The organism is Rheinheimera texasensis, from assembly GCF_964031785.1.
Taxonomy (GTDB): Bacteria; Pseudomonadota; Gammaproteobacteria; order Enterobacterales; family Alteromonadaceae; genus Pararheinheimera; species Pararheinheimera texasensis_A.
This window is the reverse complement of record NZ_CAXIRE010000013.1, coordinates 96,220-118,806: the sequence shown is the minus strand read 5'-3', so window position 1 is coordinate 118,806 and position 22,587 is coordinate 96,220. Positions and strand designations below refer to the sequence as shown.

Below are 22,587 nucleotides of genomic sequence, written 5' to 3'. Positions count from 1 at the left end.
GTTTTGCTCCGTTAGAATTGAATGCTGGTGGCCGGCAACCCGGCGGCACTGACTGTTAAACGGCCTTTCAGGCCCGCCGCGCCGGTTTTCACCAGTACCACGCCAATGCCACGTTCGGTCAGTACCGGTTCCGGGTTGACGATATCCAGATCTGCGCTTTGGAAAGTCAGCGTCACGCCGCTGGAACGCACCGGATTGCCTTTGCTGTCGACCAGCTGCGCTTTGACAAAAACCTCATCAAAAGCCGCCGGCGCCGGGCCTGTCTCATCAAGCTGAATTTGAATAGCCGCGGCCGGTCCTGGCGTGTGCACCTGATGTTCAGCCACCACTTTGCCGTTGATCAGTGCTTTGGCTTCAAGTGTGCCCGGCACAAAAGCCGGCAGACTGAATTCCAGCGGCGGTTTGGCGATGCGGTCGGACATTGCATGTTGACCTTGTTGCTGGTCTTGTTGTGCCAAAGCCGGGCGCGCGGCGCTGCGGGTGTCAATCAGCTTGCCGTTTAAATACAACGCCACTTGTTCGGCATTGCTGAATACCCGCACTTTGACCTGAGTGTTGCCTGAGGCCGGCTGGTCCGTGACCAGAGCTTCGCCGCTCCAGTCGCTGGCGATAAACACCATAGCGCCGGATGGGTAGAGGGCCGATTTTTCATTGGCCGGACGCTGGCTTTGGAACAGGTAATAGCTGTATTTCGGCTGCCGGTAGATGCTCATCAACCCTGAGGCTTCCAGGTCGTCGGCATAGCCGCGGTTGTAGTCAAACATCACCCAATAACCGTCGGCAAAGGCTGGCGTGCGCAGGTTGTCGTTATGTGCTTCCTGCAAATTGGTCGCTTGTTGCAACAGGCGGGTTTCGCCGGCGGATAACAGCTGGCGCGAGGTGCGCGCTTCGGCTTTTAAGCCTTGCCACTGATGCTGGGCAAAACCAGCGTCCTGGGCGTAATACTCCCAGTCGCCGTATTCTGAGACGATATAAGGTTGGGTCGGTGGCGTGTAATGTTGCAGCCGGTGCTGGCGGGCTTGCAGATACAAATCAAAGCCCGGCATCCAGCCGGCGGAATAGGCCCAGGGTGCTTCTTGTTTCACGGTCTGATGCAGGCGCTTAATCAACGCCGGTGCCATCGCGGTTTCATTGAGCGAACACTCAAACGCCAGAATGCTTGGGTGATTGCGGCTGCGGCGGATTAAATCGCGGCAATTCTGCGCCATCAAATCGGCAAAAGCCGGGTCCATGGATTGATATTGCCAGCCGGGAATGGCGTCGAGCAGCAGCAAACCCAAGCGGTCGGCCGCGTCCATAAAGGCTTTGGACTGTGGATAATGCGACAGCCGGACATAATCAAAACCGGCCGCTTTGATGCGGATGGCATCACGCTCGTCAGCCAAAGGCCCGACGGCATAACCCAAATGCGGGAACTCCTGATGGCGGTTCACGCCACGTAAAAAGGTTTTCTGGCCGTTTAATAACAGCTGATGCCGGGCATCAAAAGCGATGGTGCGCAGGCCAATGTTGCGTTGTTGCCGTTCCAGTAACTGCTCGCCTTGCCACAGCTCAGTCACCAGCTGATACAACGCCGGTTGTTGTGGGCTCCACAGCTGTGGCTGTTGGATAGTCAGCTGTTGCTGCAGCGTCTGTTTTTTACCGGCCGCCAGGCTGACTTGTGATTGGGTTTGGCTGACCAGTTTGCCGTTTTGCAGAATGTGCTGACTGAGCCGGGCTGCAGCTGTCGAAGCGGCAGCAGATTGTAGTTCAGTCGCAACCATCACAGTGGCTGACGCTGTGCTTATCTGCGGGTAACTAATAGCCACGCTGCCGCCTGCGACTGTGCTGCTTAATTGCTCAGAACTGATGTGCAGTGCCGGGCGCAGCGCCAGCGTCACAGGCCGGTACAGGCCGCCATAAGGATTAAAATCAAGCTGTTTGAGCGGCTTTAAACCGGTCAGCGCATGGTCGCGGTTGTCCAGCCGCACCAGCACTTCGACCCTTTCCGGCAGCTTGGCTTGTTGCTGCAGATAAGGCGTTAAATCGACGCTAAAGGGCAGATAACCACCAAGATGCTGGCGTAAATGCAGGCCGTCGACATAGACATCGGCCACATTCATTGCGCCGCCGAACTGCAGCCACAGCTGCTGGCCGGCTTGTTGTTGCGATAAATCCAGCGTGGTTTTGTACCACATAGTGCCTTGCCACTGGTCATTGACGACCAGCGGTTCGCGTTTGGGCGTATGCGGCAGCCGCACCAGCTCCCAGCTGGCATTGGCGGCCGGCAACTGGCCGGCGCCATGGGCGTCTTTGCTGAATAACCAGTGATGTAAAGTCAGGTCGCAGGCACTGGTCTGGATCTGGGCCGGACAGGCTGCAACCAAAGCAGGCACGGCTGGTGCTTCAGCTTGTGGCGCGGCACTGGCCTGGCCGCACAGTAATAACAATGTCAGCGCTGAAAAAGGCGTAAAAAAACGCGTCATGAAAAATCCTTGCACTAAAAAATGATGAACTGGCTTATGCCCAGTTGCGTTCCACTTGCGGCCGCAGCACCAGCTCGTGCCAATGCGCACTCTGCGGCGCCTGCAACATCGCCAGCGCGGCGGCTGCGACATCGTCTGGTGTTAAATATTCAGGCCGCGCCGTGGCGCGAAAGCCGGTATCGACGCCACCGGGAATTAAATGCAGCACCCGCACGCCGCTGTCCTGCAGTTCACGCCTGAGCACTTTGCTGTAGCTTTCCAGCGCGCTTTTACTGGCGCTGTAAGCCGCGACGCCTGGATTGGCGAAACTGACGCAAGTGCTCAGTACCTGCAAAATAGTGCCTTGACCACGCGCCAGCATGCCGGGCAGAAGGCATTCCTGTAGCAGCAGCGGCACCCGAAAATTCAGCGCCAGCATTTGCTCCAACGCCAGCCAGTCTGGGTTTTGCGCCGGAGCCCGGCTTAAGTTGGCGCCGGCACAGTTAATCAGCCCATCGACCGGACAAGCGGCTTCGGCCTGCTGACAAAAGGCAATCAGGGCGGCCGGGTCGGTTAAATCAAAGGCTGCGTGATGTACCAGCTGTGACGCCGGCGCCACAGCTAAAACTTGCGCACAGGTGGCCGACAGTTTGGCCGCATCACGGCCGTGCAAACTGAGGCGATAACCGGCTTTGGCCAGTTGCAGCGCTAAGGCGCGGCCGATACCGCCCGAAGCACCGGTCAGCAGCAAATGTTCGGCCGCTGGCGTGCCGGCAAAAAGCTGTGTTGCCATCGTTTGCTCCTTGATTTAGTCAGATCCGGCTTGCGCCAGCATGGATACAACACCGGCAGACCAAAGCAGCCTGCCGGTTTAAGCGTTACATCGAGTAAGAGAAACCAATCAGGAAACGGCGGCCCCAGTCGAGGTAACTGCCAATCCGGCTTGGGTCATTGTCGAAGTAAGAAGTCGAGGCTTCGTTAGTCAGGTTTTGGCCCTGCAACATCAGCTTCAGCTGGCTGTTCACTTCGTACGACACACTGGCGTCCAGCGTGGTTTCGGCGTCTATGCTGTTGATTTCAGACGGTGTCCAGCTGCCGACCCGGGTAAAACCGCTGCGGTAGTTGTAAGACACTTTGGCGTCGAAACCGGCTTTGTAGTACCACAGCGTCAGGTTGGCGACGTCTTTGGACAGGCCACCGAGCGGCAGCGGATTGTCTTTTGGTACAAACTCATAGACGTTGCTGTCGGTGTAGGAGTAGTTGGCGTAAAAACCCAGGCCATCGAACGGTGCCGGCAGATTTTTAAACGCCTGCTGATACATCATTTCAAAGCCTTTGATTTGACCGCCATCGCCATTGACCGGGCCGGTGAAGTCATAAGTCACGCCGTTGAGTGTCAGCTGGTCGGTGCTGCTGCCGATGTGGCTCTCTAAATCTTTAAAGAAGGTGGAGACGGTTAAAGCCTGATCTTCCGACAGGTAATATTCCACACCGATATCCAGCTGGTTCGCCACAAATGGGTCTAACAGCGGGTTACCGCCCGAGCCGGTTTTGACCGGGCTTTGTGAATCGAGCTGGAAGCCGGTACGCATTTCCACCAGTGGTGGCCGTGCTAACGCCCGTGATAAGCCAACCCGCAGCTGGGTTTCATCATTCAGCGCAAAGTTCAGGTTCAGTGACGGCAGCACTTCGGTGTAGCTGTGGTCGACGCTGATCGGTGAATATTGGTTGTCTTTAAACTGATAGCCGCTGGATTCTGATTCGGTTTTCACTAAGCGCACGCCGGCGTTCCCGGTGTAGCTAAAGCCAAAGAGTTCAGAATTGAGCCGCACCATGCCGTACACCGCCTGGTTTTTCTCGCTGACAAACCAGCTGTTGATGCGGTCCTGGTCGGTTTTGCTGTACGCCGAGCGGTTGTCGATGCCGCCAAAGGCCTGCTGGACTAAGTCGCCCCAGTTGTTAAAGCCATACATATCCGGCGACTGCAGACCGCCACCTAAGGCATACCGGCGGCCGTAATTACTGACGTTCGGGTTCTTCACCGCTTGCCACCAGCTTTGCACGTCATTGTCTTTTTCGCGGTCGGAGAAACGGCCACCAAAGGATACACTGTCAATCACGGCATGATCCAGCCGGCGTTCGAAGTCGAGTTTCAGGCTGCTCATTTCGTCGGTTAAATCACGGTCGCTGTCGACCGTCATGCCGTTGACTTTGTAGTATTCCGGCTTGCTGATGTCCTCGTTGACCACGACGCCTAAACGGCCACCGGCAGTGGACCATTGCACATCGAGCGGCGTTGGCCCTGAATAAGTCGAAGTAACGTTGACCCAACGTGATTTGATGCTGGCTTCGGAATAACCGAGGTCGGTACTGATGGTCCAGACGTCGCCTTCCCACACAGACTTGAGGCCAGTGCTTAATAATTCATTGGCCTGGAACCAGGTGGCGTTGTTGGCTGAATGCGCGCCCCACAACATGCCGCCGCCGGTCAGCTGCTGGCTGCCATCTGGCTTGGTGCTGATTTGTGGTTTGGCCACTGAGTTGTTGTAGTTCCAGTTGCTGCCACCGCCCCAGTTGCCCCAGCCGTCAAACCAGAACTGGTCTTCCAGCTCTTCGATATCAAATTCGCTGTAAAACAGGTCGTATTTCAGGTTCAGCTTGTCGCTGGCCTGCCATTCCAGGATGGTCATGGCGCCGGTGCGTTGATTGTCACCGAGTTTGGTGGCAGTTTTGCCGCCCCATGGCGCCGCTTCGCGGATGCCGTCGCCGTTGACATCACCCTGATCGGCCGTGTTTTTGTTGTACGCCCAGCTGCTGGTTTCGCGCTGCAGCGATGGCTGGTCCTGATAGGTGAGGCCCAGCACTACACCAAAAGTTTCGCTCCACTGGTCGACATAACTGAAGCTGCCTTTGTGGCCACTGGCGTCAGCGCCGTCGATGTCATGACCGAGCTGATAGTCCATCAGGTGGCCGCTCACGTTGATAATGCGTTTGTCTTTGCTGAGCGGGCTGACAAAGTTCATGTTGACCAGGCCAGAAATGCCGCCTTCGACCTGACTGGCCAGCGGGCTTTTGTACACTTCAACCGAGTTAATCAGTTCGGCCGGGAATTGCTCGTACCGCACTTCGCGGCTTGGTTCGGCGCTGACAATCTCGCGGCCCTGCATAGTCGCCATATTCAGCCGCGGGCCCATACCACGAATGGAGATACTGCTGGCGTTGCCACGGTCGCGTTCTGCTGCCACGCCCGGCAAGCGACCTAAAGCGTCGGCGATGGTCACGTCTGGCAGCGAACCTAAGTCATCTGTGGAAACGATTTCCACCACAGATTCAGCGGTTTTTTTCTGTAATAAGGATTTACCAAGGGTGGCACCAAAGCCACGGACTTCAATGGTTTCGATCGTCGTCTCAACCGCGGCGGCTTCTTTTTTAGTTTTGTCTGCGGCAGGTTCTGCCGTCGTTTGCGCCTGGCTGTAAGCGCTGAAAATCGCTGAGCTGACGGCCAGCGCCAGCAATGATTTCTGTGACCTGTTCTGCCATATTGTCTTCATAATCCACCCTTGTCTGAAACAGTTTTTGTTGTGTTGCCTGCCTGTTGTCCGGCAGTGCGCAGCGTTGCCCTGAAGCCGCTGTCGCTTTTTTCAACAGCAGTTCACCGGCGGATTTATAGCATGAAAGGGAAAACGTTTTCCAATGGATTTTCAGTAAGTTTTCATGGATGAATTTAAATAACTGAATTTATTTGAATTAAAGTGTGGAAACGCTTGCTTTGAAACCGCAGCCATTTGGCAATAGCGGGGAAACATCAGGCAGACATCAGACAGGTATCGGGTAGGTACCGGCAAGCGAAGCCCGCTGGGCGTCACACGCTGGCCACCACGTGGCGTACGTTTGAAACCGCCGTACGTTTGAAACCGTTGGACGTCACACGTTGGGCGTCACACGTTGCGCTTCCCCCGTCTGCCAGTAATAGGTTTAAAAACGTCAGGTCTATCAATCGCCGACAGCAGCAGTGACAAAATCAACAAAGGCGCGCAGCCGGCGCTGATGGCGTAAATCCTGATGAAAACCGAGCCAAATCTGGCGGGGCGGCGGAGCAGTAGGGAGTGGCAGTTGTTGCAAACCGGCAATTTGCTGCGCCATCCGGACCGGTAACACCGCAAGGCCAAGCCCGGCGGTGCATAGGCGGGCCTGCGCTTCTCTGCTGTTACTTTGAAAGCAGATGCGGGCGCCGGGAAACTGCTGTTGCAGCCAGGTCACATCCGGTAAGTCACTGAAATAATTGTCCATGCTGATCAACTGCAGTGAGTCCGGCGCATCAAGCCGGCGATGGTCAAAATCCAGACTGGCATAAACGCCATAGTCGAGTTGCATCAAATTACGCTGCGCGATATCCGGCTCAGCAAATGGCTGCAGCCGGAACACCAAATCCGCTTCGCGCCTGGCCAGGTTAAACAAACGCGAGTCGGTGATAAGTTCCAGGCCAACTTGTGGGTGCATCTGCAGAAAACCGGCGCAGTAGTTGGCCAGCACATAATGGCTGAACCAGTCAAAAGACGAGATCCGCAATGTGCCGCTCAGCTGTGCTTCCTGGCCGGACAGTTGCCGCAGCGCTGTATCCGCAGCTTCGGCCATGCGCCTCGCGACCGGCAACAGCGCCTGACCTGTGTCCGTCAGCAGAAACCCGGCCGCAGTGCGCTGAAACAATTTTTGCCCCAGCCGTTGTTCCAGGCTCTGGACCCGCCGGCCTAAGGTCGGCTGAGTCAGGCCACAAGCCCGCGCTGCCGCTGTTAAGGTGCCGGTTTCAGCCACTGCTAAAAACAATCGCAGATCATCCCAGTCCAGCTGATACATAGTTCGTTCATTCATTTGCGCATGGGTGATATGCATATTAGTTGATTTTCATTTTATTTTGCATGGCGAATACTGCATCTATTCCCAATCGGGAATTGCAGTACCCCTGACACCAGCACCACTGACATCAGCACCAACGAGGACAAGCAGATGAACATGCCAGGCAGAATGCAAGCTTTACAAGTACTTAGCGCCAATGGACCTTTTGTTGTCACCGACATGGCCGTGCCAGCACCCGCCGCCGGGCAGGTGCTGGTTAAAGTGTTGGCCAGTGGCGTCAATCCGCTGGATTTAAAAATCCGCGCCGGAGCTGCAGCGCACGCGAAGCAGCCGTTGCCCGCAGTATTGGGATTAGATATGGCCGGAGAAGTGTTCGCCATCGGGCCCGAAGTCAATGGCTTTGAGCTGGCCGACCGCGTGTATGGCATGACCGGCGGTGTCGCGGGCCAGCAAGGTTCTTTAGCCGAATATCAGCGGGTGGACGCCAGGCTTTTAGCCAAAGCGCCGGCCAATATCAGCCCGCGCCAGGCCGCCGCCATGCCTTTAGTGGTGATCACGGCATGGGAAGGTTTAGTCGACCGAGCCAAAGTCAGTGCCGGGCAGAAAGTTTTAGTACAAGGCGGAGCCGGTGGGGTGGGCCATATTGTGGTGCAACTGGCGAAAGCCTTTGGCGCTGAAGTATTTGCCACCGCCGCAGCCAAAGATGCAGCCTATATCCGCTCGCTCGGTGCCGTGTTTATTGACTACCAAACCAGCACTGTGGCGCAAATGCTGGCCGAACACACCGACAATCAAGGCTTTGATATTGTTTACAATACCGTGGGTGGCAGTAGCCTGGACCAGGCCTTTGCAGCGGTAAAAGCCTATACCGGCCATGTCGTCAGCTGTTTAGGCTGGGGCAGCCACAGTCTGGCCCCTTTGTCGTTTAAAGCCGCGACCTACTCAGGCGTTTTTACCTTATTGCCATTATTAACCGGTGAAGGGCGCCAGCATCATGGCGAGATCCTGACGCGGGCCAGTGCGCTGACAGAGCAGGGCTTATTAACAGTCCGGCTGGACCCGCAGCAGTTTGATTTTCACCAGATAGAACAGGCTCATGACAAAGTCGCTACGGCTGCTAACAGTGGGAAAGTGGTGGTGAGTGTGAGCCACACTTAGGCCAGCAGACAAAGCCTGCGCTGGTCAGCCCGGCTTTTCCGCTTAAACCGCAGCGACCTCATTTATATCAGCAGCATTGTAAAAGTAGAACCCTACAACAAAGCATTGCTGGCGGTGCAGCTGCACTGCGGCCAAAGCCCGGCGCACAGCAGTAAAACCCGCACTGCCGCCTTTCGCAAATGGCTGAACCAATAGGCAATTGGCTTAGCTTGAACAAAGACCAATGCTGGCCTGCGTACTGAAGTGCAGCCAGTCACAGGTCCGGTACAAAACACAAAATAGTGTTGCCTTTCACGGCAAGCAGTTGCGTTAAATCTGGAAATTCTTTCTGTCACCTCACGACAGTCAGCGTTCTTTGTCTGGTTCAACTTTGCTGAGTACCCGGCAATTGCGCCAGCCAGTTATGCAGCAATTGCTGTGCGAATGCCCTGAGTGCAGCGCCGTGTTCGGCCGTATCGGCGCGCAGTGACGGTAAATCGGCCTGGCCCCAGCCGGCCAGTTCACTGGCGTGGCCGAGCAGCCATTGCTCCAGCCGGTGGGCTTCCAGCTCCGGGTGGCACTGCAGGGCGAGTACCTGCGGCCCCAGCCGGAATATTTGCCGGTAAGCCACGGTTTCGGCCAGCAGTTCAGCGCCTGGCGGCAAGTCAAAAGTATCGCCGTGCCAGTGAAACATCGGATATTCAGGCGCCACGAGGCCGTGGAACAATCCGCTGCTGGCGGCAGCTTTGGTCAACCGGACAGGCGCCCAGCCAATTTCTTTGCCGGCAGTGCCCGGATATACCCGCCCACCGGTGGCGCTGGCGATCAGCTGTGCACCGAGGCAAATACCCAGCAGCGGCAGCCCGGCCGCCAGCCGGTGCCGGACTATGGCGAGCTCAGTGTTTAAAAACGGGTACAGTGCTGCATCATAAACCCCGACCGGCCCGCCAAGCAGTATGCAGAGGTCGGCATCAAAAGCGTCGTCCAGTGGCTCGAGCGCTGCGTCCAGATAACGGATCTGATAACCGGCTTGCGTCAATACCGCGGCAAAACTGCCCAAATCTTCAAACTGCAGATGACGGACAGCCAGACAGAGTTTTTGTTGCTTCACTCGGGTGACTCCTCTGATTTCGCTGGCTGATGCTCGCGGCAAATCAGTTCAATTGCCGACAGCGGCAGCGGCTGCTGCGTCAGGCCACAAAACGGCGCGCCGTGCTGTTGCTGATGAAAGCGGCAGCTGCGACAGACGCCAAAACTGCGTTTTTCCTGTTGCTGTAACTGGCCGAGCAACTGGCCGAGCTGGCTACTCAACGCGTCAGCAAAACCTGGCCCGAGCGCCAGCGCCGCCTGCTGCAGCGCGTCGACTGCCGCCAGCTGGCTCAGCACCTGCAAGCCGGCTGCGGTTGGTCTTAAATGCACCTGTCGTTTGTCGGCCGCATCGGCCTCTTTCACCAGCCAGCCACGTTCTTCCAACGCTTTCAGCGACTGTGACACTGTGCCTTTGGTCAGGCCCAGATATTCGGTCACGCCCATCACGGTATCGGAATAGGCATTACATAAACTCAAATACCGCAGCGCACTGAGCTGCACCGCCGGCACCTGCGACAACTGCGCATCGTCGCGCTGCCAGCTGCGCAGCAGGCTGTTCAGTCGTTCCAGGTAATCAAAAAGCGTCAGCATCGCTGCGTGCTCCTGTGCAAAAGTCTTATTCAAAAAGCCTGTTGACATTGTATCGGAACGAAACTATATTGCAATTGTTTCGAATCGATACGTTAATTTAATTCAACAGGAGCCCGTTATGAACGTCCAGGTTTTTGATACCCATGTCACCACCAGCGACGGCCGTTATCTGCACTTTGATGTGCTGGTAGAGCCTGAACTCGCCGGCAGCGCCAAACAGTTTGCCACGCAGTTTCTGGCATCCCGCGGTGTCAGCGCCGACAACATCCGTCAGCAAAGCTGTGCCTTTTGCCACAATGAAATTGGCACGCCGGCCGTTATTGCGGCGATCAAGACACAGCAATTCGCCATCATCCCGTTGCAGGGCTGCTAAGCCCAGGAGACATGCAGATGACACAGCCGATTATCGATTGTGATGTACATGATTTAATTGAAATTATTTGCATGCGCCGCTATGAAGTCCGGCTGTTACTGCAAGACGGCAGCACGCTACAGGGCCTGGCCAGTACCACAGTTGCGCGGCAGGGCGCTGAGTACTTGCAGCTGCAACAGCAACAACAAACCCTTGAAACAGCGCTGTTGCAGATCAGCCGCATCGACGTGCTGACGCCGGGTGCAGACATCCAACAAATCATTCCAACCGCCAGCGGCAGCTGCGCGATTTAACTTTTTAAGCAGCATTTTTAGGCAGAAAATCGGAGATATTTTGATGAAAAAACCAATGTTCAGACTGATAGCAACCGCGTTGCTGGCGATCAGCAGCAACGCCGCGCTGGCGCATGGCCCTGGTGGTATTCATGCTCAGCCATCCAAAGCAGTGCAGGCCGAATTTGACCTGGTGCACACCCGGGTGTTTCGCGATAAAACGCACCTGGTCTTTGAGCAAGTGGTCAGCGCCGGTGCCGGTGCCAAAAAGCCGCTCAGCAATGGCGGCAATTTTGCCGGCGCTGAAGTGCAGAGTTATGTCTGGCCGACTAGTCTCGATTCGTCAGTGATCGGTTTTGACGGCAAAAAAGGCATAGTCGCGCTGGCGTTAACGGCGCATCCGGATTTTGACGACACGCCGCTTTATGATGAAAACAACGATGGCAGCCTGACCAACGACGGCGACGAATGGCATGCCCACTGGGTGGTGCTGGTCAGCGACGAACAATGTGGCCCGAAGGGATTAAAAGTGCGTGATATTCCAAAAGGTGAAACACCAAAAGTGCCAAAAACCTGGCCAGGTGCGCCGCTGTATCTGGATTCACCCGGTTATGATTACCAGCTGGAAAAAAACACCGTCAGCATCCGCGTACCACTGAAAGACATCGGCTTCCCGTCAGATTTTAACTACGACGGCGTCACCGCTGCACTGAAGGTCAACGCCAATCTGCACAACCCGCTGCTCTGCGTCGCCACTGTGCACGACATCGCCTCGGGCGACCTGTCGCTGCCCGCCAAATGGCCGGAAGCGGCTAAGCAGTGAGTTGTCTGCGGTGGCCATGGTTTGCAGCATCATCTGCATTGATGGTGCTGCCAAAAGGCTAATCGTCAGTTTTCATGTTAAAAGCCCGCCGGCAGCTTTGCTACCTGCGGGCTTATTGTTATGGCATACAAGGCTGCTGGGCGTCACACGCTGGGCATTACATGCTGGGCGTCACACGCCGTACATGATGTCAATCTGCGCGCCCGGCTAAGCACCAACGATAGCGAAATTGATCATGCACAATTATTCCGAATTTTTTACGATAAATGCCGGGAAATAAGCAGCAAACAGCTGCTTTGTGCGCTGATTGCATCTATCGTTATTCACACTTACCTTCAATACACACAAAACGATTGGGTCAGTGATGAACGGATGCCACGCAAGTTCAGCTAGTCCGGAAGATTGTGGCAAAGACTGTGCCGCAAATTGCTCTGCGCTGCAGGATAAGCACAACAGCTATCTGGCGATCAGCACCATTCTGAATAGTCTGGATGCCTTGGTGTATGTGTCGGATTTACAGACGTACGAATTAATCTATTTGAATGATTACGGCACGAGAGTGTGGGGGCCAATCGCCGGTCGCAAGTGTTATCAGGTGCTGCAGGCCGGTCAGGATGCACCTTGTCAGTTCTGCACTAACCATCTGCTGACCGACGCCGCCGGAAAACCCGCCGGTGTTCATGTCTGGGAATTTCAAAACACCATCAATGGCCGTTGGTATCAGTGCCGCGATCAGGCCATTGTCTGGGTTGATGGCCGTCTGGTGCGGATTGAAATCGCCACCGATATCACTGAACGCAAAGCCATGGAGCAGCAACTGGCTGCGGCCAAAGCGCTGGCAGAAAAACAGGCAAGTACCGACGAACTGACCCAGCTCTATAACCGCCGGGCGTTTTTTGCGTTAAGCCGCCATTTGTTTCATCAGGCGCACCGCGCCGGTCAAACCCTGGCCGTGGTGATGTTCGACTTAGACCACTTCAAAAGAATTAACGACCAATGGAATCACGCCGCCGGTGACGCCGTGCTGGTAAAAATTGCCGCCCTGGCCCGCAGCATCCTGCGCGGCTCCGACCTTCTGGCCCGAATCGGCGGTGAAGAATTCGCAATTTTGCTGCCCGATACCATTGAGGCCGCCGCCTCGCATCTGGTAGAGCGGCTACGTGCCGGTTTTGAGCACGGCACCGCCAACGACGACATCCAATGCACCGCCAGTTTCGGCATCACCTACCTGTCAGCTTTCCCACCAGAGTTTGACCCGGAAACATTATTAAGCACCTTATTACATCAGGCCGACGTGGCGATGATGCAGGCAAAAGCTGAGGGGCGGAATCGGGTTTGTGTGTTTGGTGGGTGAGGAGACTTTTTTCTGACTTTTTGTTGATTCAATCCTTAAGTACCCTGCTTCGGTAGCGCATTTTTCTTGCGGATGGCTCGGGATGACGTTGATGGATAGCAGCAAACGGCACAGACGATTACACAGCAGACACGCCGTGAATACGTTCCCTGTAGGCTCGTCAGCCGCTATCCCTGCGGCTGACGGTCTGCTTTAGTAATCGTCCGGCCGTTTTGAAGGGCCGTTGAATCGTCACTTTGTGCCAGTTGCTGACTGTCTGATGTAGAACTGACAAATGGTTATATTATTAAACTTACTGATCGTGCAAATATATCATATAGACATAACGTTTAAATTTACATATTATAGAAACAGCCCTTAGCTTGAAGTTATGTTTTGCATAACTTTTGTGGTTGGTGTATAGCCGACCCGCATATATTGTTTCGCACTATTGTGGTCCTAAAAGGAAGATCTGGCAGTTGCCTGCCGGCATCTGCCAGCTCTCCCGTTTAGGCCCCAGGAAATCAGATAATCTCCTCAATTTCCTGTTGGAAATTGCGGATCTAATCTGCTCTCCTGTTGTAAGGGCTTTCTTTCAGTGTGAGGGATCATGTGGTTTAATCATCCAAAATTTGAATCTGCAAAAAAAGAGTTAGTAAAACAACTTGATCTCTTCAAATATTCAAATCCAGCTTCTGCCAGGCGACAATATTTTGGTAGAGAACCGCTACCTAAGATAATATTCATTTGTGGTGGTGATCCATTACATTGTTTTAATAGAGAGAAAATAGAAAAGTATATAAATAAGCATTCGAAAAACCTTCTAACTTTTAGAGCTGAATATGCTTGGGATACTATAGTTTCATCTGATAAAAAAATGAATGCTTTATCACTCGAAGACTGGCTAGCTGAATTTTCCGATGCGGTTTTAATTCTAGTCGAATCATTTGGTACAGCTGCCGAATTAGGCGCATTTGCTATGAGCAATAGCCTTAGAAAAAAACTGCTACCAATTCTTGATAAACCATTTGAAAATCACCAGTCATTTATAAATACAGGTCCAGTTAGGTGGGTCAATAAAGAGTCGAAATTCGGACCAGTACTATATACAGACTTCAATTCAATATTGACTTGTATGCCTGACGTTATTGAGAGAGTTGATGTCCGAAGATCAAAGCAATATAACCATCGGAATGACAGTAGTGGATATGGGGAATTAAATTTCTCGAAAAAAGAAATGCTTTTTTTAATCGTATTAATAATAATAGCCGTTGGTCCAGTCACTGATGACATTGTGGTAGATATTTGTAAAGAATGCTTTGGTATAAAAGCTAAATCTCACATTGATGACTTTTCTCTGATGATAAGCCTTAGTGTTGCACTGCAAATGATATCTAAATTATCATACAAGGAACGGGTTTTATATTACTGTTCCGATTACTCGGTATTGAAAAGAAATGCGTCTACAGAACCCCTTATCAGACTTTCTCAAAGTATGCGATCTAGGTGCCTTAGTCATTTAGTGTATATTGACGAGTATAAAGTTTTCTTTGAGGCAATGAAATGTTAATAGATTTCATTTGTCAGAAGTCACTTCTTGAAAGAGAATATGTTATTAGTTTGATAGAAAAAGCAAATGGTCATTACTTCAGATTTACTATTCCAAAAGCCAATGGTGGTTCTCGAACAATTTACAGGCCATCTAATGAATTAAAAGCAATTCAAAGAATCGTACATGACAGTATTCTTGCTAAACTTCCAAATCACGATGCAGCAATGGCGTATAAAAAAGGCTGTAATATTCATTCTCATGCAATGATTCATAGTAATAAGAGATTTGTTTTGAGAATGGATTTTAAGAATTTTTTTTCTTCAATTAGCGATCGAGATGTTTGCCGGTTTGCTAATACTGTTATAAAAAACTCGATTGATGAATGGACCGATATTGATACAGAGTATTTTTCCAAATTGGTCTGCTATAAAGGCAATCTTGTTATGGGGGCAGTAACATCACCATCCTTAACAAATGCTATGTGTTTCGAACTTGATAAACGGCTGTGCGAAGCGTCTTCTGAAAAGTTAGTTACATATACAAGATACTCGGATGATTTGTATTTTTCTACGGACGCGCCAGGTGTGCTTCGAAAATTCGAAATAAAAGTCAAGAAAGTTTTGTCGGATCTTGAAAGCCCATCTTCTCTATCGATTAACTTTACTAAAACTTATCATTCATCTAAGAAAAGAAAGGTCATGGTGACTGGCCTAGTTTTGACTAATGACGGTATTGTCTCTGTCGGGAGAGACAAGAAACGAGAAATAAGGTCATATATATTTAATTGGGATAGCTTACCAGAAGAAAAGAGAGTCTATTTATCTGGATATCTATCTTATCTAGGTTCGGTTGAGCCAGAGTTTATAAATAGTGTATGCCAGAAATATGGGGCTGAATTAATTAGACGAATAATTCAATTTAACTCTGTAAAAATCTGTAAATAGTTTTATCTTTAATTTTTCTGTTTTTTTGATCAGTGATTATTTCCTGTGCTTTTATTTAACATGATTTGCTTGCAATATTATTACTGGTAAAAGCGAAAGTTACTTCCTCTGAGAGGGAATCGACTGATATCGATTAATTATGCACAAGTGAGCCTCGCTTGAAATATCACATCCAATCGGAATTCTGCTTAATTTTTGAGCTGAAAGTAATGTTGAGCCGGACCCAAAAAATGGATCTACTACGACATCGCCTATTGAAGAGCTTTGGGATATCAGTATTTCTAATAGATGTAGCGGCTTTTCAGTTGGATAGCCACGCATAACTCTCTTACATTCCAGTACATCTGGGACAGCTAGATCATTGAGTTTTCTTTTTCCCTTTTCGAAAAAAAGTATGAACTCATATCTATTTCGGTAGTGATAGCCCATCCCAATGTTTACTTTGTCCCAAACAATAGGCTTCCAGAATTTAAACCCAACTTTTTCTGCGATAGGCTTAACAATAAACATCGTCTCCTGATCACAAAAAAGATAAAAGTGAGAGTTGTTTTTGAGTACTCTATAGATTTCAGTTAGTAGAGCTTCGAATCGGTGATTGGGGAATATCTGAAACCAGGGGTTGCTTGACGATTTACTGATTTTTAAGCGAGTTGTTGTACCGATCTTTCTATGCTTTTCTAAAGACTCATAAGGTGGATCTGTAATAAGCAAATCAACGCTCGCATCTGCAAGCGTTGCTAACCATTTAACCGCATCTTCTTGGAATAACTGCATTTCTCTCCTAAATCAAAGTGCTACACAAACGGCCATTTTTATATACTCGTGACATTTTGCCTTTATCAAGAGACCTACACTCTGAACAGTGGCTCTGGTGACCATCAGGATTGCGTACTGTTTGCCGCGCAGGTGTCTTTCCAAAATACGCAGGGTATGGATGGAACACATGTTCAGAACCATGAGCTTCTGTACAATGTGGGCATGATTTAAACTTTTGCCCTGTCACCGGGTCCTTTTTATGAATCATTCCACTGTTTGACGGTTGAGTACAGCATTTACAAGGCATAAAAACTCCTTTTTTAGGTATGAATTTGTACATGTTTAAAAAACGTGCATATTCAAACCTATTCGAAATTACCCAATAGTGCAACGAGTTTTGATTAGATATTGCTCATTCTCAAATGTCGCTAATCTCAGCGCGAATCCGCAGCAAACTGCACAGCAGACAGTCTATGCATAAGTTCCCTGCAGGCTTCTGCGGTATTCCTGCTGTAGAGGGTCTGCTTTAGTAATCGCCTGGCCGTTTTGAGAGGCAGTTGAATCATCAATTTGTGCCGAAAGCGGTCATTTAAGAATCCGTAGGGGCGCCCCTACACGCGGCTAAATGTTTACAATTAGCTCAAATCCGCCATCCCCAAACCTCAACAAACCCGACACCGGCATCCGCGGAGTGAGCGATCAAGAGTGAGCGCGGGAGGCGCGAACGGGCGAACGCAGTGGTGGCGGTGTTGGGTTTGCCACTGTGTTTGGGGTTTGGGGTTTGAGCGGAATATCAGAGCGATGAATTTCGGGTAGGGGCCATCGTGCGACCACCGGCCCAATGCAAACACCTATGTACCAAGCCCCAACATGACAACTTTGTCATCTTGCTGTCAGGTCGTTGTTGGGCGGGCTTTGGCACACTGCCAGTCTCGGAATATTTCTGGACTGGGGTTTTATGATGGTTTGGGGTTTGGTCAGGTCTTGGGCGCTGACAATTTGTTTGCTGGTTGCACCGCAACACGCACTAGCGCACGGCGGTGAAGATCACGGTGATGAAGACAAAGCGGCGTTAACGCTGCCGGCGGAAGGGCAGAGCCGGCGGGCTTATGCCAGTTCGGAGTTGTTTGAGCTGGTGCTGGTGGCGCCAGAGGTTTCAGAGAATAACGCCAACCTGCAAATCTACCTCGATTATTACGCCGACAACAGCCCGGTGAAAGACGCGGTGATTGAACTGAGCAGTTCAGCCTTTAGCGGCACCGCCAAAATGCTGCAGCCTGGTTTGTACCAGCTTGATGTCAAAACCTTACCAGCCACCACCCACGCCATCGCACTGACCATTGAAGCGGGTGATGATATTGACCTGCTCAATACCAAACTCGATTTAACCCCACACAGCACCACAGTTCCACATCAACACAGCTGGACTGAATACAGCACGCAGTATGTGATTGGCGTCGGTGCTGTTTTAGTCGGCTTGCTGCTGTGGCGTCTGGCGCGTCAGCGCAAAAACGCGAGGGCTGCCGTATGAACCTGATCAAATCCCTCAGCATGATGGCGCTGGCAATCCTCAGCCAGCAACTGCTGAACCAACCAGCCCAGGCCCACGGTGGCGAAGAGCATTCGCATAGCCCGGCACCGCTGGCGCAGGCGACCGGCGAGCAGCCGCGCCGGTTAAGCGATGGCAGTTTATATATCCCCAAATCCGCCCAGCAGTTATGGCAACTGCGCACCCGTCTGGTGAAGGCGGCGACACTTCCGCAACAAATTGAATTACAAGGCAAAGTGATAGTTGACCCGGCTTTTGCTGGCTTCGTCGAAGCGGCGCAGCTTGGCGTGTTAAGCGCTGGGCCGGACGGCTGGCCGACGCTGGGGCAACCCGTACAAGCCGGTCAGGTACTGGCCTATTTGCAGCCGGTCGATACCACGTTGGACCGCAGTAATCAGCAGGCGTTATTGGCCGAACTGGACGCGCAGATTGCTCTCGCCAAAGACCGGGTGCAGCGTTTTAGCACGCTGGGTGCTTTGGTGCCGCGGAACGAACTGACCACAGCGCAGATTGAATTAAAAGGCCTGCAGGCGCGGCGCAGTTTTGCTGCCAAAGGCACAGGCGCGGGTCTTGCGGTGGTGGCGCCGGTTGCTGGCGTGGTCAGCACTGTGTTTAAACAAAGTGGTCAGGTGGTGGATAGCCGCGACGCGCTGTTTCAAATCATCGACCCGGCGCAGCTGCTCGTCGAAGCGCTGGCCTATCCGGCGCTGCCGGCGCACGGCGGCTTGAATCTCAATGCCGACAGCCACGCCAGTGCGCGCTTTCCGGCTGCGGCCGAATCTCAGGACAGCCACGCCTTTAGTTTAAGTTTCCGCGGCAAAAGCCTGCAGCTGCAACAACAGGCGCAGCCGCTGTGGTTCAGTATCGACAGCAGCAAGCCCGCCGCCACGCAAGATTTAACCGTCGGCCAGCCGCTGTTAGTCGAAGTCGCCACCGGTAAACAAATCAATGGCATGACAGTGCCGCGCAGCGCACTGCAAAAACTCGATAACGGCGAAACGGCGGTCTGGGTGCATCAGGCGGCGGAGCGGTTTATCGCGCAAAAAGTGCGGGTTGAACCTTTTAGCGCCAGCGAAGTGGTGGTGGTCAGCGGTTTACATGACGGCGACCGCGTGGTGGTGCAGGCCGCGTCGTTACTGGCACAGGTGAGGTAAGCATGTTTAACGCGCTGATCCGGCTCTGTTTGCAGCAACGCCTGTTTGTGCTTGGCGCGGCTTTGATCCTGCTGATTTACGGCAGTTTCAGCCTGCGCCAGCTGCCGGTCGATGTTTTTCCTGATTTGAATAAACCCACAGTTACGCTGTTGACCGAAGCCGGTGGTATGGCGCCGGAAGAAGTCGAGCAGTTAGTCAGTTTCCCGCTCGAAACCAGCATGAACGGTCTGCCAGGCGTCAGCCGGGTGCGCTCGGTGTCGGGCGTCGGGCTGTCGGTGCTGTATATCGAATTTGACTGGGGGTCGGACATTTACCGCAACCGCCAGATGGTGGCCGAACGTTTAAGTCTGGCTGGCGAACAGCTGCCAGAAGGCGTGGTACCGCAGCTGGGGCCTGTGTCGTCGATCATGGGCGAAATTCTGCTGCTGGCCATTCCGGCCGACCCAAACAAAGTCAGCCCGATGCTGGTGCGTGAGTTTGCCGACTGGGTGGTGCGGCCGCGTTTACTCAGTATTCCTGGCGTGGCGCAGGTTATTCCGATCGGCGGTGAAGTGCGGCAATACCGGGTCGAGCCTATCGCCGCACAAATGGCGGCGCTGGGGGTGAGCCTCAGTCAAATCGAACAGGCGCTGACCGGCTTTGGTGCCAACAGCAGCGGTGGTTTTTTAGAAGCGCAGGGCCGCGAGTGGCTGATCCGCAATATTGGCCGCACCACTGATTTAGCGGATTTACAGCAGTTAGTTGTGACTGTGCAAAACGACCAGCCGGTACTGCTAAGCCAACTGGCCAAAGTTGAAGTCGTCGCCGCCACCAAACGCGGCGACGGTGGTTACAAAGGCAAACCGGCGGTGATTTTGTCGGTGCAAAAACAGCCGGCCGCCGACAGCGTGCAGTTGACCAAACAGATTGAAGCGGCGGTGACAGAGCTCAGCAAAGGCTTGCCAGAAGGCGTTGAAGCGCCGGTGTTTTTATTTAAACAGGCTGATTTTATTAATAATTCGATTGATAACGTCATCGAAGCGCTGCGCGATGGCGCTGTGATGGTCGCCATTATCCTGTTTATGTTTTTACTCAATAGCCGCACCACGGCGATTTCGCTGCTGGCGATACCGCTCAGTTTATTAACGGCGGTGCTGGTGTTCCGTTATTTTGGCTTGTCGATCAATACGATGACACTCGGTGGCCTCGCCATTGCGCTCGGTGAGCTGGTCGACGACGCCGTGGTCGACGTCGAAAACGTGCTGCGCCGCTTAAAAGAAAATGCGCAAAAAGCCGTGCCACAGCCGGTACTTACGGTGATTGCCGATGCATCCGGTGAAGTACGCAGCGGCGTGGTGTACGCCACTTTGATTGTGGTGCTGGTGTTTGTGCCGCTGTTTGCGTTATCCGGCATTGAAGGCCGGCTGTTCAGCCCATTAGGGATTGCTTATATCACCTCGATTTTGGCCAGTATGCTGGTGGCGATTACGGTGACGCCGGTGCTGTGTTATTACCTGCTGCCGGGCCTCACGCAAAAACAACATGGCGACAGCGCGCTGGTGCGGCTGCTGAAAAAACGTGACGAGCAGCTGCTGCGCTGGTCTTTTGGCCATGTGCGGAGTCTGCTGGCGGTGGCGCTGATTGCGGTGGTCGCGGCGGCCAGCACTGTGCCGCTGTTTGCCCGTAGTTTCTTGCCGGCCTTTAACGAAGGCACGCTGACCATCAACCTGTTATTGCAGCCGGGCACGGCGCTTAGTGAGTCGAACAAAATTGGCGCGCTGGCTGAACAATTGTTGCTGCGGGTGCCGGAAGTGACGCAAGTCGGCCGGCGCACCGGCCGCGCTGAACTGGACGAACATGCCGAAGGCGTGCATTACGGCGAAATTGACGTCGATTTAACACCGTCCGAGCGGCCGCGTGAAGAAGTCTTAGCCGAGATCCGTCGTGTGCTGGCGGTCTTACCGGGCAGTGTCAGCGTCGGCCAGCCGATCTCACACCGGCTCGACCATTTATTGTCCGGCGTGCGGGCGCAAATTGCGGTGAAAGTGTTTGGCGACGACATCGCGACCTTACGGGCGCTGGGTGCCAGTTTGCAGGCTGAGCTTGGTAAAGTTGAAGGCGTCACGGACCTCACGCTGGAAAAACAAGTGCTGATCCCACAGCTGAAAGTGCGCGTCGACTATCAAAAAGCCGCCGCTTATGGCGTGGCGCCAGGCGAGCTGCTGCATAGCCTGCAGCAACAAATCGACGGCGTGAAGCTCAGCCAGCTGGTCAGCAACGAACGTCGTTTTGATTTGCTGCTGCGCCTGCCAGACGGTGCGCGGGAGCCGCAGGCGTTAAGCGGTTTGCTCATTCAGACACCTAAAGGCGCAGTGCCGCTGGCGCTGCTCGCCGAAGTGGTGGAATCGGACGGGCCGAATCAAATCAGCCGCGAAAATGGCCGGCGGCGTATTGTGCTGTCGGCTAACGTTGAAGGCCGTGATTTAAGCCATGCCGTCACCGATATCCGCGCCGTGCTGGCAGCCAGCCAACTGCCGGAAGGGTATTTCACTGTGCTGGAAGGCCAGTTCCAGGCGCAGGAAGAAGCTTCGTCGCTGATTGCGTTGTTGTCCTTAGGCTCACTACTGGCGATGTTGCTGGTGCTGTACAGCCGCTATCAGTCGCTGCGGTTAACACTGATTATCATGGCGAATATTCCGCTGGCTCTGATTGGCAGTGTGCTGGCGCTGTGGCTCAGTGGTCAGCCGTTGTCGGTAGCGACGCTGGTGGGTTTTATTACGCTGGCCGGCATCGCGACGCGTAACGGCATCTTAAAAATCAGCCATTACATCAACTTATGCCGCTTTGAAGGCGAAGTCTTTGGCCAGGCGATGATTATCCGCGGCTCGCTGGAACGCTTAACGCCGGTACTGATGACGGCGCTGGTGGCGGCTTTTGCGCTGTTGCCGTTGTTATTTTCCGCTGACGCGCCGGGCAAAGAGATTTTGCATCCGGTGGCGGTGGTGATTTTTGGTGGCTTGGTCAGTTCGACTATTCTCGATACTGTACTGACGCCGCTGATGTTTTGGTTATGGGGCCGCGAGCCGCTTGAGCGCTTGCTGGCCAATACTGATAAATCTGAAGTGTATTGATAAAGAAGGAATAAATGATGTTGAAGCCATTCGTGAAAACGCTGCTGTTGGCCGCTGGCCTGCTGAGTACTGCCGCTTTTGCCCACACCGACGAGTACTTAGATACTGTGGTTGGCCCAAACGGTGGCCAGCTGCGGATGGCCGGTGCTTATCACTTTGAGCTGGTGCTGGCAAAAGACGCCAAAGCCGGCGCATCGAGTGCGGTGAAGCTGTATTTACTCGATCACGGTAATAACCCGCAGCCAGCGAAAGACGCCAAAGCCACAGTGCTGATAGTGTCGGGCAAAGCCAAAGCCAAAACAGAGCTTCTGCCAACAGGCGATAACCTGTTAGCTGGCAGCGCAGCCTATACAGCGGCAGAAGATTTAAAAGCCGTAGTGAATATCAGCATCAAAACTGAACATGGTGAAATCACCGAACAGGCGATGTTCACGCCGTTTAAGCCAGTGCCGGCCAAAGCCGAAGCTGAGCATGAACACGGGCATGAACATGCACACGAAGACGAAAAAGGCCATCAACATTAATCATTTGCGTTGAAGGATCTGTTTTCGGAACGGCTTTGCCAGCGCTGGTGGTTTTGTTTTATGCTGGCTGCTGGTTTTTTCA

Annotated in this window: 18 protein-coding genes; 11 read left to right on the top strand and 7 right to left on the bottom strand. The window is 53.1% G+C overall.

Translation table 11 applies throughout. The features are described from left to right. Positions 1 to 11 precede the first annotated feature (11 nt). The 4 genes from ABNT34_RS03680 to ABNT34_RS03665 all read right to left on the bottom strand — a co-directional run bounded on the left by ABNT34_RS03680 (position 12) and on the right by ABNT34_RS03665 (position 7,334). Entirely contained in the window at positions 12 to 2,465 is a 2,454-nt protein-coding gene (locus tag ABNT34_RS03680) for a glycoside hydrolase family 2 TIM barrel-domain containing protein (protein ID WP_348728909.1), read from the bottom strand. A gap of 34 nt (positions 2,466 to 2,499) precedes the next feature. Beyond that, on the bottom strand, positions 2,500 to 3,237 hold the full coding sequence (locus tag ABNT34_RS03675; protein ID WP_348728907.1) for an SDR family NAD(P)-dependent oxidoreductase: 738 nt from the start codon (positions 3,235 to 3,237) through the stop codon (positions 2,500 to 2,502). 85 nt (positions 3,238 to 3,322) lie between these two features. Beyond that, on the bottom strand, positions 3,323 to 5,995 hold the full coding sequence (locus tag ABNT34_RS03670) for a TonB-dependent receptor (RefSeq protein WP_348728905.1): 2,673 nt from the start codon (positions 5,993 to 5,995) through the stop codon (positions 3,323 to 3,325). A 442-nt stretch (positions 5,996 to 6,437) separates the two neighbouring features. Further along, complete coding sequence (locus ABNT34_RS03665) at positions 6,438 to 7,334, bottom strand: LysR family transcriptional regulator (protein ID WP_348728903.1); 897 nt, start codon at positions 7,332 to 7,334, stop codon at positions 6,438 to 6,440. A 120-nt stretch (positions 7,335 to 7,454) separates the two neighbouring features. Here ABNT34_RS03665 and ABNT34_RS03660 point away from each other — a divergent pair, with 120 nt between their 5' ends. Continuing rightward, a complete protein-coding gene (locus tag ABNT34_RS03660) occupies positions 7,455 to 8,456 on the top strand; it encodes a zinc-dependent alcohol dehydrogenase family protein (protein WP_348728901.1) in 1,002 nt (333 codons plus the stop codon). Positions 8,457 to 8,820: 364 nt separating this feature from the next. On the opposite strand, the gene ABNT34_RS03655 is transcribed toward ABNT34_RS03660, so the two are convergent. Together ABNT34_RS03655 and ABNT34_RS03650 are read right to left on the bottom strand one after the other, a co-directional pair. Beyond that, positions 8,821 to 9,546, bottom strand: a complete 726-nt coding sequence (locus ABNT34_RS03655) for a glutamine amidotransferase (RefSeq protein ID WP_348728900.1) — start codon at positions 9,544 to 9,546, stop codon at positions 8,821 to 8,823. Further along, a complete protein-coding gene (locus ABNT34_RS03650) occupies positions 9,543 to 10,115 on the bottom strand; it encodes a MarR family winged helix-turn-helix transcriptional regulator (protein ID WP_348728898.1) in 573 nt (190 codons plus the stop codon). Before ABNT34_RS03650 ends, ABNT34_RS03655 begins: the two co-directional genes overlap by 4 nt. A gap of 118 nt (positions 10,116 to 10,233) precedes the next feature. Between ABNT34_RS03650 and ABNT34_RS03645 the strand changes: the two genes are divergently transcribed. The 6 genes from ABNT34_RS03645 (at position 10,234) to ABNT34_RS03620 (ending at position 15,412) form a co-directional block, all read left to right on the top strand. Continuing rightward, entirely contained in the window at positions 10,234 to 10,488 is a 255-nt protein-coding gene (locus ABNT34_RS03645; RefSeq protein WP_348728896.1) for a DUF2024 family protein, read from the top strand. 17 nt (positions 10,489 to 10,505) lie between these two features. Continuing rightward, positions 10,506 to 10,781, top strand: a complete 276-nt coding sequence (locus ABNT34_RS03640; RefSeq protein WP_348728894.1) for a Rho-binding antiterminator — start codon at positions 10,506 to 10,508, stop codon at positions 10,779 to 10,781. Between the two features lie 43 nt (positions 10,782 to 10,824). Next, positions 10,825 to 11,583 (top strand): hypothetical protein, encoded by a 759-nt coding sequence (locus tag ABNT34_RS03635; RefSeq protein ID WP_348728892.1) that lies wholly within the window; start codon positions 10,825 to 10,827, stop codon positions 11,581 to 11,583. Positions 11,584 to 11,947: 364 nt separating this feature from the next. Next, complete coding sequence (locus ABNT34_RS03630; protein WP_348728890.1) at positions 11,948 to 12,937, top strand: GGDEF domain-containing protein; 990 nt, start codon at positions 11,948 to 11,950, stop codon at positions 12,935 to 12,937. A gap of 589 nt (positions 12,938 to 13,526) precedes the next feature. Beyond that, entirely contained in the window at positions 13,527 to 14,486 is a 960-nt protein-coding gene (locus ABNT34_RS03625; RefSeq protein ID WP_348728888.1) for a retron St85 family effector protein, read from the top strand. Further along, on the top strand, positions 14,480 to 15,412 hold the full coding sequence (locus tag ABNT34_RS03620; RefSeq protein WP_348728886.1) for a retron St85 family RNA-directed DNA polymerase: 933 nt from the start codon (positions 14,480 to 14,482) through the stop codon (positions 15,410 to 15,412). The genes ABNT34_RS03625 and ABNT34_RS03620 overlap by 7 nt, the downstream gene beginning before the upstream one ends. Positions 15,413 to 15,511: 99 nt before the next feature. On the opposite strand, the gene ABNT34_RS03615 is transcribed toward ABNT34_RS03620, so the two are convergent. Next, positions 15,512 to 16,186: a site-specific DNA-methyltransferase gene (locus tag ABNT34_RS03615; RefSeq protein ID WP_348728884.1), complete on the bottom strand. Its 675-nt coding sequence runs from the start codon at positions 16,184 to 16,186 to the stop codon at positions 15,512 to 15,514. A 940-nt stretch (positions 16,187 to 17,126) separates the two neighbouring features. Here ABNT34_RS03615 and ABNT34_RS03610 point away from each other — a divergent pair. Genes ABNT34_RS03610 through ABNT34_RS03595 form a run of 4 tightly spaced genes read left to right on the top strand, consistent with a single transcriptional unit; the run spans position 17,127 to position 22,505 of the window. Next, positions 17,127 to 17,699, top strand: coding sequence for a hypothetical protein (locus ABNT34_RS03610; RefSeq protein ID WP_348728882.1), 573 nt, complete (start codon positions 17,127 to 17,129; stop codon positions 17,697 to 17,699). Further along, a complete protein-coding gene (locus tag ABNT34_RS03605) occupies positions 17,696 to 18,871 on the top strand; it encodes an HlyD family efflux transporter periplasmic adaptor subunit (protein ID WP_348728881.1) in 1,176 nt (391 codons plus the stop codon). Before ABNT34_RS03610 ends, ABNT34_RS03605 begins: the two co-directional genes overlap by 4 nt. A 2-nt stretch (positions 18,872 to 18,873) precedes the next feature. Beyond that, on the top strand, positions 18,874 to 21,981 hold the full coding sequence (locus ABNT34_RS03600; protein ID WP_348728879.1) for an efflux RND transporter permease subunit: 3,108 nt from the start codon (positions 18,874 to 18,876) through the stop codon (positions 21,979 to 21,981). Between the two features lie 17 nt (positions 21,982 to 21,998). Next, positions 21,999 to 22,505 carry a hypothetical protein gene (locus ABNT34_RS03595; protein ID WP_348728877.1) on the top strand — a complete coding sequence of 169 codons (507 nt, stop codon included), beginning with the start codon at positions 21,999 to 22,001 and terminating at the stop codon, positions 22,503 to 22,505. Positions 22,506 to 22,587: the final 82 nt, after the last annotated feature.